The sequence below is a fragment of the Eoetvoesiella sp. genome (assembly GCF_035555955.1).
GTDB lineage: Bacteria > Pseudomonadota > Gammaproteobacteria > Burkholderiales > Burkholderiaceae_B > Eoetvoesia.
This window is the reverse complement of the sequence record NZ_DATMGA010000062.1, coordinates 13,370-27,112: the sequence shown is the minus strand read 5'-3', so window position 1 is coordinate 27,112 and position 13,743 is coordinate 13,370. Positions and strand designations below refer to the sequence as shown.

Below are 13,743 nucleotides of genomic sequence, written 5' to 3'. Positions count from 1 at the left end.
GTTGGCTGCTTCGCTGATTGTGGCGGGGTGGCGTGGATGGCGTGGATGGCGTGTGGATGGACTTGATGTCTGGCAGGGTTTTCCGAGGCCCCAAAATAAAAAAATCGGGTTAGGCACAAAGGCCAACCCGATAAACTCAAATCTACGGAAAAGAACGAATACTACGGTACTGCCTGCCCTTGCCGGGGGGAGGCCATGTTTATGGCATGGCTCCCGATCCGGTTAGAGCATTTCTAAGCTAGCTTAGAAGTTGTGGCGCAGGCCGACCATGACGGCGGTCTGGTTGCCGCCAGCGGTGGTGGGAGGAACAGTGGTGCCACCAGCAGCCGAGATGTTGCTGTCGCCCTTGTTCTTGATGTAACCGGCCGAAGCGTACATCGAAGTGCGCTTGGACAGGCTGTAGCGAACGCGAGCCACGTAGTACCAGGCGTTGGAGCTGTTGGCGGCGTTGTTGAACTTGAGGTAGTTCACGCTGCCGTCCAGGGTAACGGCCGGGGTGATGTTGTAGGCGCCGTTCAAGGACCACAGATCGCTGCGATCGCCAAGTGCCGCTCTGTAGCCACCCAGGTTGGTAGCGTCGGTCTTGCGGTTGATGTAGATCAAGCTGACCTTCAGGTCATTGAACTTGGCCCAGCCGTTCAGCATCCAGCGGCGATCTTTTTGGCCATCGGTCAAGCCTTGGTAGTTGGTACCGGCTTGATTGCCCGTGATGACGTCATAAGCACCGGCAACACCCCAGTTGGCGGCGTCGTAGCCCAGCATGGCGGAATAGGCCTTGCAAGCGTTTTGGTCGGTGTAGTCCACGCCGCAGTTGCCGGCAGCGGGGCCGCCAGATGTTTGGTTGTCGCGGCCCATGGCGTAAGCCAGACCAACCTTGATACCCGAGAAGTTGCCCATGTATGTAACGGCATTGTCCATACGGGTGTTGGGGATGTAGTTATCCAGCGTGCCCAGACCATAGGCGTTGGGGCCCATGAAGTCGGCGCGGAGCGAAGCGCGCATCAGCATGTTGTATTGACGGCCGAAAGCCACTTGGCCCCAGTCGCCATTCAGGCCGACGAAGGCTTGGCGACCGAACAGGCGGCCGCCCTGGCCCGAGGTGCCGGTACCGGGGTTGAAGCCGGATTCCAGAGTGAAGACAGCGCTGAGGTTGTCGCTGATTTTTTCAGTTCCGCGCAGACCCCAGTAGGAAGGCCAGGAGGAAGTGAGGTTGGTGAAGTGCACGGAGCTGTGCTTGCCGCCGGTGGAGTCGGGAATATTGTTGACGTATTCGATGGCGGTATCGACAACACCGTACAGGGTGACGCTGGTGTCGCTAGGAGCAGCGCTGGCCAGCAACGGGAAAGACATGGCTAGCCCGAGGGTTAGTGCTTTTAATTTCATTGGTTTCTTCTCCAACGTTGATGAAAAAAATCAGTTTTATATATTTGCTTGCAACCTGGCAGCACCGTGATGCATGCGCTGCCATTATTACAAGGGCACTACAAAATGTATATATTTGAGATTATTTACAACAAGGCGGTTTGACACTGTTGTGTGCGATACCGAAACGTTGCTAGATAAATCCCCAACCAGTTACTTGTGGCTACCGCTGATTCTTTGCGTAACTGCCCGTACTTAGTTAGAAATGAGTTTATAGACGGCAGTTATAGGGGACGATAAGGGTTATCCCGTTTTGGCGGGGTATGCGGCAAAAAAACAACAGCGCGTGTGTTTAAAAACAACATATCAAGCGTCCGGAGATACAAACTTGCCGTAATCAAGTGCCGATTGGCCCTTTGTCGGCTCAGGTTTTCACGCTAGTGTCACACAAGCGGGTTCTCGGGCGGCCTGACGCGGACCCGTCGGCGCGGTTGTGGTTTTCGTGCCACATGGCAGCCCGGCCGAAGGGGACGGGCATGCCGTATGGCCAGCGTCAGCGCCGCTTGGCCAGGGCGATCAGGCTCATGAGGGCCAGCACTGCGAACAGCATCAGACTCCATATGGAATACTCCACGCCCAGCACATGCACCCGGGCATCCATGCAGCTGGCGAAAATGCCGAACAGCCAGGGCAGATGGGCGTCCAGCCCGGAATGAACCATGAAGCGGTCGGCAAAGGTCTGGTCGCAAGAGAACATCTTGGCCGCTACGTTGTATTGGTACCAGGCGGCCATCATGCCGCCGATGCCCAGCGCGGCCGCGACCGCGCTGGCCAACTGGCGCAGGGCGGAAAAGCGCGCCAGCAGTACGCCCAGCCAGCACACCACGGCGATTGCCAGGTAAATCAGGCGCTGCAGCACGCACCAGGCGCAGGGCCGCAGGCCGAATACATGCTGCGAGACGAGCGCGACGGCGACGGCGGCGACGCAGAGCAGGGCGATGAGGTTCAGGAGGCGGGTAGAGGCGAGAGGCATATGGCGGCTTAGCGATGAAGGTGGCTGTTGCGGGTGATGGTCGATTGGTCTGTGCGGTCTGTGCGTTCACTCAATATGGATACCGCCATGCTGTTCTAAATACCGGTTTCGTCCAGCTTGGCCAGGACGGCGCGTTCGAACTGCAATTGGGTGCGGGGGTGTTCCAGCGCTTCGCCTTCCACGATGAAGACATCTTCGACCCGGTCGCCCAGGGTCATGATCTTGGCCATTTTGAGGTTGATGGCGTGCTGCTCGAAAACCTGGGCCAGACTATACAGCAATCCCGGGCGGTCGGACGCGGCGATGGCCAGGCGCCAGGAGCGGCCGTTTTCGTCCGGCTGCAGCTCGACGTTGGGCACGACGGGAAAAACGCGCGAGCGGCGCGACGCCTGGCTGCGTATATTGGCATAGCGGGGAGGCGAGGCTTCGGGCGGGGCGGGGCGGGCCAGATACTGGACCAGGTCGTGCTCGAGCAGCGAGGCCTGCGTACGGTAGTCCTTGTCGTGCGCCGGCAGCAGCACGATGAAGCTGTCCAGCGCCCAGCCGTGGCGGGTGGTATGGATACGCGCGTCCTGGATGCTTAACGAGCGCTGTCCCAGATAGCGGCAGATGGTCACGAACAGATCGTTGCGGTCGGGAACGTAGACCATGATCTGCAGGCCTTCGTTCTGGCCCAGGACGCGCGCCTTGACGACCGGCTCGGTGGTATTGACCCGGTAGTACAGGTGGCGGGTGTGCCAGGCGATTTCGGACGCCTCGTGGCGCAGGAAATACGCCACGTCCAGTTGCGACCAGAATGCATCCCGGCTTTCGTCGCGCAGGCCCAGGCGGCGTATTTCGGCGGCGGCCGCCGCCTTGCGCTGCGCCAGCACCGTGCCGGTGTCGGGCCTGGAGCCGCCCAGCGCCTCCAGGGCCAGGCGGTACAGATCTTCCAGCAGCTTGCCCTTCCAGGAGTTCCACACCTTGGGGCTGGTGCCGCGAATGTCGGCCACGGTCAGCAGGTATAGCGCGGTCAGCCTGCGCTCGCTCTGCACGATCTGGGCGAATTCGTGGATGACGGCCGGGTCGCTGAGATCGCGCTTCTGGGCGTATTGCGACATGGTCAGATGCTGGCGCACCAGGAACTCGACCAGGTCGGCGTCGGCGGGATCCATGTTGTGGTTCTTGCAGAAGCGGCGGGCGTCGCGCGCGCCAAGCTCCGAATGGTCGCCGCCGCGGCCTTTGGCAATATCATGGTAAAGCGCGGCGACATAAAGCACCCAGTGCCGGTCCATGTCGGCGACGAGCTGGCTGGCCAGGGGGAATTCCTGGGCGTGTTCGGGCATGGTGAAGCGGCGCAGATTGCGTATGACGCGCAATGTGTGCTGGTCTACCGTGTAGGCATGGAACAGATCGTGCTGCATTTGGCCCACGATCTTGCGGAACTCGGGCAGATAGCGCGGCAGGATGTTCAGCATGGTCATGCGCCGCAGGGCGTGGACGATGCCGCGCGGCTGCTGCAGTATCTGCATGAACAGATAGCGGTTGACCGGGTTCCGGCGGAACTGCGCGTCGATGAGCTTGCGGGCGTGCCACATGGCCCGCATGACGCGCGCCGACATGCCGGTCAGCGAGGGCCTTTCCTGCATGACCAGGAAGGCGCGCAGCAGCAGGGTAGGCTTGCGCTCGAAGGCGTCGTCGCGGGTGATGTCCAGGCGTCCGTGCACGACGCAGAAGTCGTCGTCGATGTTTTCGGCTTCGTCGTCGGGCCGCGGAAACAGCTTTTCCTCGACCGCCTGCATCAATATGGTATTGAGCTGGCTGACCACGCGCGCGGCCCAGTAGTAGCGCTGCATCAGCAGCTCGCTGGGCCGGCGGGTCCTGGTGGCTTCGAAGCCGTACAGCGCGGCCAGCGCGGGTTGCAGGTCGAACAGCAGGCGATCCTCGCGCCGCCCGGTAAGCAGGTGCAGCTCGATGCGCAGGCGCTTGAAGGCCAGCTCGGCGCGCCGCAGGGCACGGTATTCGGTGGCGGTCAGCAATTGCGTCTTGCCGATTTCACTCCAGGACCGGCCTATGCCGGCCGCCTGGCAAACCCACAGCAGCACCATCAGGTCGCGCAGCCCGCCCGGGGATTCCTTGCAGTTGGGTTCCAGCGCGTAGGGGGTTTCTCCCTGGCGGGTATGGCGCTGCTGCATCTCTGCGCGCTTGGCCTGGAAGAAGGTCTGGGCATCCTGCTGGGTATGCATGATGTCCGCCAGTTCCTGCAGTTGGAGCTTGTCGCCCGCCAGCCAGCGCACTTCCATCAGGGCGGTTTCAACCGTGATGTCGTTGGCGGCTTCGCGCCGGCAGTCGGCGATGGTGCGCACGCTGTGGCCCAGATCCAGCCCCAGGTCCCATAGTGCGGCAACCAGGGTTTCCAGCTTCTCGGCGTCGGCGGGAGAGGGTTCGTGCGGCAGCAGGATCAGGACGTCGATGTCCGAATAGGGATAGAGCTCGCCCCGGCCATAGCCGCCCACCGCCGCCAGGGTGGCGCCTTCGGGTAAAGGGTGGAGCCGGATGGCGTCGCGCAGCGCCTGGTCGGCGGCGCGCCGCAGCGCGGCCAGCAGGGCTTCGGGCCGCAGCTGCCGGCGATAGCTGTCTATGGCTTCCTGACGCCGCTGCTGGAATCGGGCTTTGAGCTCGGTTGCGGCGAGGGGCGCCTTGCGTTCAGCCAGTTCCAGCCCCAACGCGATCTCCTTGGCAGTGTGTTGGCGGCCCTAGGCTGCTGCGGCCTGGATGAATGCCGGAGCGGCAGGCATGCCCGGGGAAATGGTCAGCACTTCGTAGCCGGTGTCGGTAACCAGGATGCTGTGCTCCCACTGCGCCGACAGGCTGTGGTCGCGGGTGACGATGGTCCAGCCGTCGGCCAGTTGGCGGATTTCCTTGCGGCCGGCGTTGAGCATGGGTTCGATGGTAAAGATCATGCCGGGCTGCAGCTTGACGCCGGTGCCGGGCTTGCCGTAGTGCAGCACCTGGGGATCCTGGTGGAACTTGCGGCCCACGCCGTGGCCGCAGTATTCGCGCACGACGGAAAAGCCCTGGCCTTCGGCGTGCTTCTGGATGACGTGGCCGATGTCGCCCAGGGTTGCGCCCGGCCGTACCTTTTCGATGCCCATCCACATGCAGTCGTAGGTGGTCTGCACCAGGCGCTTGGCCAGGATGGAGGGTTCGCCGATGCAGTACATGCGGCTGGTGTCGCCGAACCAGCCGTCCTTGATGACGGTGACGTCGATGTTCATGATGTCGCCGTTCTTGAGGACCTTGTCGCCCGGGATGCCGTGGCAGATGACGTGGTTGATGGAGGTGCAGATGGAGGCCGGGAAAGGCGGGTAGCCTGGAGGGGCGTAGCCCACGGTGGCGGACTTGACGTTGAGCTCGTTGGTGATGAAGTCCATGCACAGCCGGTCGAGTTCGCCGGTGGTAATGCCGGCCTTGACGTGCGGTTCGAGGAAGTCCAGGGTTTGGGCCGCGGCCTGGCAGGCGGCGCGCATTTTGTCCAGGTCTGCGGGATCGGTGACGAGGTTGCTCATTTCGACTTGAATAGTATGGGATAAAGATAGTAGAATTATAGGCTTTCCTGAATTTCGGCAAGAAAATTTCGGCAAGAAACAAGAAAAGCCAAAAAACAGGAAAAGCCAAATCGCGCGCCAGCCACCTATAGGGTGTTCGGGGCGGGGCGTCACGTTGCTGGGTTCATTGTAAGCCCATCGTGCCGCCTTTTCCCGGATGCAGGCCTGGCGCAAGACCCAACCCTTGGAGAATACTATGTCTTTAATGCGTGAAATGCTGGAAGCCGGTGTGCACTTTGGCCACCAAACCCGTTACTGGAACCCCAAGATGTCGCAATACATCTTCGGCCAGCGCAACAAGATTCACATCGTCAACCTCGAGCAAACCGTTGCCAAATACCAGGAAGCCGCCAAGTTCGTGCGCCAGGTTGCCGCGCGCGGAGGCTCGGTCCTGTTCGTCGGCACCAAGCGCGCGGCGCGCGAGCTGGTCGCCCAGGAAGCCGCACGCTGCGGCATGCCTTACGTCGACAGCCGCTGGCTGGGCGGCATGATGACCAACTTCAAGACGGTCAAGAGCTCGGTCAAGCGCCTCAAGGAAATGGAAGCCCAGCAAGCCGAAGGCGCCACCGAAAGCATGAGCAAGAAAGAAGCGCTCATGTTCGAACGCGAACTGGCCAAGCTCAACAAGTCCATCGGCGGCATCAAAGACATGAACACTCTGCCTGACGCACTGTTCATCATCGATGTCGGCTATCACAAGATTGCGGTTGCCGAAGCCAACACGCTGGGCATCCCCGTCGTGGCCGTGGTCGATACCAACCACTCGCCCGATGGCGTCGAATACGTCATCCCCGGCAACGACGACTCGGCCAAGGCCATTGCGCTGTATGCGCGCGGCATGGCCGACGCCGTTCTGGAAGGCCGCGAGCAAAACCTTAACGGCCTGGTCGAAGAAATCGCCGAAGGCGGCGAAGAGTTCGTCGAGGTCGACGAAGAGCGCGGCGAGTAAGCGCATCAAGCCGGGCGCGCGCCCGGCCGCGGGTTGACGCGCCGCTGTTGCGGGCGCGCCTGCTCTGTTTAGCTTGCCCCAGCCCCGGCCCGACCGGGGCGTGTTTTACATACTGGAGAAAACTGTGGCTCAAATTACTGCTGCGATGGTCAAGGAACTGCGCGAAAAGACCGACGCGCCCATGATGGAATGCAAGAAAGCGCTTACCGAAGCCGACGGCGACATGGCTCGCGCTGAAGAACTGCTGCGCGTCAAGCTGGGCAACAAGGCCAGCAAGGCGGCCAGCCGCGTTACCGCCGAAGGTCTGGTCGGCCTGTACATCGCTGCCGACTCCCAGACGGGCGCCGTGGTCGAAGTCAATTGCGAAACCGACTTCGTGGCCAAGAACGACGATTTCGTCTCGTTCATCAATCAACTGGCCCAACTGATCGCCGAAAAGAACCCCGCCGACGTGGCTGCCCTGAACGAGCTGCCCTTCGGTGAAGGCACCGTCGAAACGACGCGCTCCGCCCTGGTCGGCAAGATCGGCGAAAACATCGCCGTGCGCCGCTTCGAGCGCATGCAAACCGCCAACAAGCTTGCCAGCTACGTGCACGGCGGGCGCATCGGCGTGCTGGTCGAGTTCAGCGGTCCCGACGAAATCGGCAAGGACCTGGCCATGCATATCGCCGCCACCAAGCCGCGCGCCATCGACGCCGCGGGCGTGGATGCCGCCGCCATCGCCACCGAGCGTTCCGTGGCCGAGCAAAAGGCCGCCGAATCCGGCAAGCCCGCCGAGATCGTCGCCAAGATGGTCGAAGGCTCCGTGCAGAAGTTCCTGAAGGAAGTCACGTTGCTGTCCCAGCCTTTCGTCAAGAACGACAAGCAAAGCGTTGAACAGATGCTCAAGGAAAAGGGCGCCGCCATTCAGCGTTTCGCGCTGTATGTCGTGGGTGAAGGCATCGAGAAGAAGTCCGAAGACTTCGCCGCCGAAGTGGCCGCCGCAGCCGCCGGCAACGCCTAAAACCTCGTTTCGGGCAAAATACAGGGCCGGGTGGGCAGTGCGCTCAACCCGGCCTTGGCTTACACTTTCGTTGGTTTATCACTCGGGATGCTATCCATGACCTCCAGATCGTACAAACGCGTTCTTCTCAAGCTTTCCGGCGAAGCGCTGATGGGCGAAGACGCATTTGGGATCAACCGTTCCACAATTCTACGCATGACCGAAGACATCGCGGAAGTCTCTGCGCAAGGTGTCGAGCTGGCTATCGTGATCGGCGGCGGCAATATTTTCCGGGGCGTGGCGCCGGGCGCCCAGGGCATGGACCGCGCCACGGCCGATTACATGGGCATGATGGCCACCATCATGAACGCGCTGGCCCTGCAGGACGCTCTAAAGCATCGCGGCGTCGATACCCGGGTGCAGTCGGCCCTGAACATCGATCAGGTCGTCGAGCCCTATATCCGGCCCAAGGCGCTGCGCTACCTCGAAGAGGGCAAGGTCGTGGTGTTCGCGGCGGGCACCGGCAACCCGTTCTTCACGACGGATACGGCGGCCGCCTTGCGCGGGGCCGAAATCGGCGCCGAAATCGTGCTCAAGGCCACCAAGGTCGACGGCATCTACAGCGCGGATCCCAACAAGGATCCCTCCGCCACCCGTTACGCTCGCATCAGTTTCGACGAGGCCATCGTGCGGCGCCTCGAAGTCATGGACGCCACGGCGTTTGCGCTGTGCCGCGACCAGAAATTGCCGATCAAGGTGTTTTCCATCAACAAGCCCGGCGCGCTCAAGCGCGTGGTGTCGGGCGAAGACGAAGGCACCCTGGTTCACGTTTGATAAAGGAATAACAATGAGTCTTTCAGAGGTCAAGAAATCCGCTGAAGAGCGCATGGCGAAAAGCATCGACGCGCTCAAGACCAATCTGGCCAAAATCCGTACCGGCCGCGCCCATGGCGGCATCCTCGATCACGTGCTGGTCGAGTACTATGGTTCGCCCGTGCCCGTAGGGCAGGTCGCCAACGTCAACGTCGTCGACGCGCGCACGCTCAGCGTGCAGCCCTACGAAAAGAACATGGTGGGTCCGGTCGAAAAGGCGATCCGCGATTCCGACCTGGGCCTGAACCCAGTTTCCATGGGCGACAACATTCGCGTCCCCATGCCTGCCCTTACCGAAGAGCGCCGCCGCGATCTCACCAAGGTGGTGCGCAGCGAGGGCGAGGACACCAAAGTGGCGGTACGCAACCTGCGCCGGGACGCCAACGACGCGCTTAAAAAACTGGTCAAGGACAAGGAAATTTCCGAGGACGACGAGCGCCGCGCCCAGGACGACGTGCAAAAGCTCACCGACAAAAGCGTGCTCGAAATCGACAAGCTGGTGGCCCAGAAAGAAGCCGAGATCATGACGGTATAGGCCACGCGCCCGTTCCGACACCACTGCTATGGCCACTTCAACCAGCTCGACCCTAGGCATCCCCCAAAGCGCCGACGTGCCCAGGCACCTCGCCGTCATCATGGACGGCAACGGACGCTGGGCGACCAAGCGCTTCCTGCCGCGCGCGGCAGGGCACGCCCGGGGCGTGCAGGCGGTGCGCCGGGTGGTCGAGGCCTGCGGCAAGCGGGGGGTTCAATACCTGACGCTGTTTGCCTTCAGTTCCGAAAACTGGCGCCGGCCCGAGGACGAGGTCTCGCTGCTCATGCGGCTGTTCGTCCAGACCCTTGAAAAAGAGGTCGACAAGCTCGACGAGCAGGGCGTGCGCCTGAGGGTCGTGGGCGATCTGTCGGCATTCGAGCCCAAGCTGCAGGACCTCATCCGAGCCGCCGAACAGCGCACCGAGCGCAACAGCGCGCTCAACCTGACCATCGCCGCCAATTACGGCGGGCGCTGGGACATTCTGCAGGCCATGCGCAGCCTGCTCGCCGCCAATCCCGAGCTCGCCGCGACGCCCCAGAAGATCGACGAAAAGGCGCTCAGCGCTCACCTTTCCATGTCGTGGGCGCCCGAGCCCGACCTGTTCATCCGCACCGGCGGCGAACAGCGCGTCTCCAATTTTTTGATCTGGCAGCTTGCCTACACCGAGCTGTATTTCACCGACGGCTACTGGCCCGATTTCGGCGCCCGCGAAATCGACGAGGCCTTCGAGTGGTATCGTGGCCGCGAGCGCCGGTTCGGCCGCACCAGCGCCCAATTGGCCCAGTCCAAGCAATAACCACCAACGGAGCTTCCTATGCTGGCTCAGCGCGTCGTTACCGCGATTATCCTGCTTGCGGTGCTGCTCGGGGCGCTGCTTGCGCCGTCCCCGTGGCCTCTGGTGTTGTTGCTGACTCTGGCCGCCGCCTGCGCCTTGTGGGAGTGGCTGCGGCTTACCTGGCCCGGCAAATCCGTTGTGGGCCCGGCACTGGCGGGCCTGCTGTTTTTTGTGTTCGCGCTGGCGCTGGCCGTGCCGTGGCTGGACGAAACCTCGTCTTCGCTGGTGCTGAGCCTGTCCGGCTGGCTGGGAAGCTGGCTCGTGCCGGCCGTCGCGGCAGTCTGGGTGGTCGGCGCCACAGCCCTGGTCATGCGCGGTGACGCGCAGGGCCGCGCGGGCAGCACATGGCTCAGCCTGTTCGGGGTGCTGGCCGTTGTGGCGGCCTGGGTGGCCCTGGTTCAGCTTTATCTTGCGCAGGGCTCGTGGTTCCTGGTGTCGCTGCTGGCTCTTATCTGGTGCGCCGATATCGCTGCCTACTTCACCGGCAGGGCGTTTGGCCGCCGCAAGCTGGCGCCGCGCGTCAGCCCCGGCAAGACCTGGGAAGGCGCGGTGGGAGGCGTCGTGGCGGCCGTGGCGTGGGTGCTGGCCAGCGCCTGGTGGCCGGGCAGCTTCGGCGCCGTCCTGGCGGACCGCTGGCCCTGGTGGGCGGTTGCCGCCATCTCCGTTTTGCTGGCAGCGCTGTCGATCGTCGGCGATCTGTTCGAATCGCTGCTCAAGCGCCGGGCCGGCGTCAAAGACTCCAGCCAGCTGTTGCCCGGGCACGGCGGGGTGTACGATCGTATCGATGCCTTGCTGCCGGTGGCGCCGGTGGCCTTGCTGCTGTCCGGAATATTCATGTCATGAAGCATCAACGAATTTGCGTGCTGGGAGCCACCGGCTCCATCGGCGAAAACACACTGGACGTCATCGCCCGCCATCCTGAACGCATGTCGGTGTACGCGCTCAGCGCGTTCAGCCGCATCGAAAAACTGGCCGCGCAGGCGTGGGAGTCGGGTGCGCCGGTGGTGGTCGTGCCCGATGACGAAGCCGCCCGGCGTTTCGCCCAGGCCTGGCCCGCGGGACGGCCCGCGCCGGAGCTGCGGGTGGGGGCCAGGGCGCTGGAGCAGACTGCCGCCGATCCGGAAGTGACGACGGTCATGGCCGCCATCGTCGGCGCGGCTGGCCTGCCCGCGGCGCTGGCGGCGGCGCGCGCCGGCAAGCGCATATTGCTGGCCAACAAGGAAGCCCTGGTGGCGGCCGGCAGCCTGTTCATGCGCACGGTCCGCGAGAACGGCGCCGAGCTCCTGCCCATCGACAGCGAGCACAATGCCATTTTCCAATGCCTGCCCCAGACCGGGCGGGCCGAAGCCCTGGCGAAGCCCGCCAAAGGTGTGCGGCGCCTGCTGCTGACGGCCTCGGGCGGGCCGTTCCGCACGGTGGGTCTCGATACCTTGCCCAACGTTACCCCGGACCAGGCCTGCGCCCATCCCAACTGGCGCATGGGGCGAAAAATCTCGGTGGATTCGGCAACCATGCTCAACAAAGGCCTGGAAGTCATCGAGGCCCACTGGCTGTTCGCCATGCCCCTGCAGCGCATCCAGGTCGTCATCCACCCGCAAAGCATGGTGCATTCCATGGTCGAGTACGAAGACGGCTCCATCCTGGCCCAGCTCGGCCAGCCCGACATGCGCACGCCCATCGCCTATGGCCTGGGCTTTCCCGAAAGAATCGAAAGCGGCGTCGGCCTGCTGGGGCTGGCGGCCCTGGGCCGGCTCGATTTCGAAGAGCCCGACCTGCGGCGTTTTCCCTGTCTCAAGCTGTCGTTCGATGCGCTGGAGGCGGGGCAGCCCGCCTGCATCGCCTTGAACGCCGCCAACGAAATCGCGGTCGCCCGTTTCCTGGATGAACGCATCCGCTTCACCCAGATCGCCCGAGTCATCGAGGGCTGCCTCGACCGCCTGGTGGGCCAGGCCGTGCCGGAGCTCGCCTCGCTGGGCGACGTGCTCGATCTCGATGCGCGCGCGCGCCGCGTCGCCGAGGAGTTCTGCCAGGCCGCGCTCTGATCGTATCGGCCGGTTCGTGCCGTGGCTCGCGGTGCATGGCGGGGCCCCTGAATCCTTGACTGCGGACAGGGCGTTTTTCTTCGCCCGTGTCTCCGGTGCTAGTACAATATGCGGCGAGCATCCACCCGCCTGCTTGCGGGTTTTTGTCACAGGGTTTTATAGCGGCTGCGCGGGGCCGTGTCCGGGAGTTTCATGCTTTACACCTTGCTTGCCTTTGCGGTGGCCCTCGGGCTGCTCATCACGTTCCACGAACTGGGCCATTACTGGGTGGCCCGGCGATGTGGCGTCAAGGTTCTGCGTTTCTCGGTCGGCTTCGGCAAGGTCATTGCGCGCCGCGTCGACCGGCAGGGCACCGAATGGGCGCTTTCCGCCATCCCCCTGGGCGGTTACGTCAAGATGCTGGACGACCCCATGCCGGGGGCCAGCCAGGCCGAGGCGGCGCAGGCGTTCAACCGCAAAAGCGTAGGCCGCAGGTTCCTGATCGTCGCCGCCGGCCCCATCGCCAATTTCGTGCTGGCCGCCTTGCTTTACACCTTGCTCAATCTGGCCGGCACGCAAGAGCCGGCGGCCGTCATCGCCGCGCCGGCGCCCAGCACCGCGGCAGCCCAGGCGGGCTTCCAGCAAGGCGAACGCATCATCCGCATCGGCGGCACCGATATCCGCTCGTGGGGCGATGCCCGCTGGAACCTCCTGGATGCGCTGACATCGGGCGGCAAGGTGGCCGTGCAGGTCCAAGGGCCCGGCGGCGCGGTGCACACCCGAACCCTGGTGCTGCAAGCGGTGGCGCCCGAACCCGACGGGGCCGATCCCATGGCCAAGGCGGGCCTGGTCCTGGCTTCGCCTCGGCCGCGGGTCGAGCAAGTCGTCCCCGATGGCGCCGGCGCCCGGGCCGGCCTGACCGTGGGCGATGTCATCGTCGCGGCCGACACGCTGCAAAACCCCGGCGCCGGCGCCCTGGTCAAGGAAATCCAGGCGCACGCCGGCCAGCCCGTCGCGCTGACCGTCCTGCGCCAGGGGGCGCCCATTACGCTGACCGTGGTGCCGCAGGCCGAAATCTCGGGCAACGAAAAGGTGGGGCGCATTGGCGTCATGCTGGGCGCGGATTTTCCTATGGTAACGGTGCGTTACGGAATATTCGACAGCCTGTGGCGCGGCGTTTCCCGCACCTTCGAAACGGCATGGTTCTCTCTGAAAATGATGGGCCGCATGGCCACGGGCTCGGTTTCGGTGCGCAATATCAGCGGCCCGGTCACCATCGCGGACTACGCCGGGCAAACCGCCCGCATCGGCCTTGCCGCCTACATAGGCTTTTTGGCCTTGATCAGTGTTAGTATCGGAGTCTTGAATTTATTGCCCATTCCCATGCTCGACGGCGGCCATCTCATGTACTACGTTCTGGAAATCGCAAGGGGCAAACCCGTGCCGGAACAATGGCTCGAAACCGGCCAGCGGGTGGGGCTTGGCTTGTTGGCGGCACTCATGGGGCTTGCGTTCTTCAATGACTTCACCCGCCTTTTCAGTTAATGGCTTTCTGCCTTACAATCC

Annotated in this window: 12 protein-coding genes; 8 read left to right on the top strand and 4 right to left on the bottom strand. The window is 63.3% G+C overall.

The window, feature by feature from the left end; translation table 11 throughout:
• Positions 1-243: 243 nt before the first annotated feature.
• The 4 genes from VNT00_RS14315 to map form a co-directional block, all read right to left on the bottom strand.
• Complete coding sequence (locus VNT00_RS14315) at positions 244-1,383, bottom strand: porin (RefSeq protein WP_325588614.1); 1,140 nt, start codon at positions 1,381-1,383, stop codon at positions 244-246.
• Positions 1,384-1,915: 532 nt separating this feature from the next.
• Entirely contained in the window at positions 1,916-2,395 is a 480-nt protein-coding gene (locus VNT00_RS14310; protein ID WP_325588612.1) for a disulfide bond formation protein B, read from the bottom strand.
• Between the two features lie 95 nt (positions 2,396-2,490).
• Positions 2,491-5,100, bottom strand: coding sequence for a [protein-PII] uridylyltransferase (locus VNT00_RS14305; protein WP_325588610.1), 2,610 nt, complete (start codon positions 5,098-5,100; stop codon positions 2,491-2,493).
• Positions 5,101-5,130: 30 nt separating this feature from the next.
• Positions 5,131-5,943 carry a type I methionyl aminopeptidase gene (map, locus tag VNT00_RS14300; RefSeq protein ID WP_325588608.1) on the bottom strand — a complete coding sequence of 271 codons (813 nt, stop codon included), beginning with the start codon at positions 5,941-5,943 and terminating at the stop codon, positions 5,131-5,133.
• A 235-nt stretch (positions 5,944-6,178) separates the two neighbouring features.
• Here map and rpsB point away from each other — a divergent pair, with 235 nt between their 5' ends.
• The 8 genes from rpsB to rseP all read left to right on the top strand — a co-directional run bounded on the left by rpsB (position 6,179) and on the right by rseP (position 13,722).
• Positions 6,179-6,931: a 30S ribosomal protein S2 gene (rpsB, locus tag VNT00_RS14295; protein ID WP_325588606.1), complete on the top strand. Its 753-nt coding sequence runs from the start codon at positions 6,179-6,181 to the stop codon at positions 6,929-6,931.
• 124 nt (positions 6,932-7,055) lie between these two features.
• A complete protein-coding gene (tsf, locus tag VNT00_RS14290; RefSeq protein WP_325588604.1) occupies positions 7,056-7,934 on the top strand; it encodes a translation elongation factor Ts in 879 nt (292 codons plus the stop codon).
• A 96-nt stretch (positions 7,935-8,030) separates the two neighbouring features.
• Positions 8,031-8,747, top strand: a complete 717-nt coding sequence (gene pyrH / locus VNT00_RS14285) for a UMP kinase (RefSeq protein ID WP_325588602.1) — start codon at positions 8,031-8,033, stop codon at positions 8,745-8,747.
• Positions 8,748-8,760: 13 nt separating this feature from the next.
• Positions 8,761-9,321 carry a ribosome recycling factor gene (gene frr / locus VNT00_RS14280; protein WP_325588600.1) on the top strand — a complete coding sequence of 187 codons (561 nt, stop codon included), beginning with the start codon at positions 8,761-8,763 and terminating at the stop codon, positions 9,319-9,321.
• 28 nt (positions 9,322-9,349) lie between these two features.
• A complete protein-coding gene (uppS, locus tag VNT00_RS14275; protein WP_325588598.1) occupies positions 9,350-10,117 on the top strand; it encodes a polyprenyl diphosphate synthase in 768 nt (255 codons plus the stop codon).
• A gap of 18 nt (positions 10,118-10,135) precedes the next feature.
• Positions 10,136-10,999, top strand: coding sequence for a phosphatidate cytidylyltransferase (locus VNT00_RS14270; RefSeq protein ID WP_325588596.1), 864 nt, complete (start codon positions 10,136-10,138; stop codon positions 10,997-10,999).
• On the top strand, positions 10,996-12,198 hold the full coding sequence (locus VNT00_RS14265) for a 1-deoxy-D-xylulose-5-phosphate reductoisomerase (RefSeq protein WP_325588594.1): 1,203 nt from the start codon (positions 10,996-10,998) through the stop codon (positions 12,196-12,198). Before VNT00_RS14270 ends, VNT00_RS14265 begins: the two co-directional genes overlap by 4 nt.
• A 192-nt stretch (positions 12,199-12,390) precedes the next feature.
• Positions 12,391-13,722, top strand: coding sequence for an RIP metalloprotease RseP (rseP, locus tag VNT00_RS14260; protein ID WP_325588592.1), 1,332 nt, complete (start codon positions 12,391-12,393; stop codon positions 13,720-13,722).
• Positions 13,723-13,743 lie beyond the last annotated feature (21 nt).

What these genes read in the sequence shown, in the direction of transcription:
- VNT00_RS14315 (WP_325588614.1), bottom strand. Translation starts at nt 1,383, where the DNA reads ATGAAATTAAAAGCACTAACCCTCGGGCTAGCCATGTCTTTCCCGTTG.
- VNT00_RS14310 (WP_325588612.1), bottom strand. Translation starts at nt 2,395, where the DNA reads ATGCCTCTCGCCTCTACCCGCCTCCTGAACCTCATCGCCCTGCTCTGC.
- map (WP_325588608.1), bottom strand. Translation starts at nt 5,943, where the DNA reads ATGAGCAACCTCGTCACCGATCCCGCAGACCTGGACAAAATGCGCGCC.
- rpsB (WP_325588606.1), top strand. Translation starts at nt 6,179, where the DNA reads ATGTCTTTAATGCGTGAAATGCTGGAAGCCGGTGTGCACTTTGGCCAC.
- pyrH (WP_325588602.1), top strand. Translation starts at nt 8,031, where the DNA reads ATGACCTCCAGATCGTACAAACGCGTTCTTCTCAAGCTTTCCGGCGAA.
- frr (WP_325588600.1), top strand. Translation starts at nt 8,761, where the DNA reads ATGAGTCTTTCAGAGGTCAAGAAATCCGCTGAAGAGCGCATGGCGAAA.
- uppS (WP_325588598.1), top strand. Translation starts at nt 9,350, where the DNA reads ATGGCCACTTCAACCAGCTCGACCCTAGGCATCCCCCAAAGCGCCGAC.
- VNT00_RS14270 (WP_325588596.1), top strand. Translation starts at nt 10,136, where the DNA reads ATGCTGGCTCAGCGCGTCGTTACCGCGATTATCCTGCTTGCGGTGCTG.
- VNT00_RS14265 (WP_325588594.1), top strand. Translation starts at nt 10,996, where the DNA reads ATGAAGCATCAACGAATTTGCGTGCTGGGAGCCACCGGCTCCATCGGC.
- rseP (WP_325588592.1), top strand. Translation starts at nt 12,391, where the DNA reads ATGCTTTACACCTTGCTTGCCTTTGCGGTGGCCCTCGGGCTGCTCATC.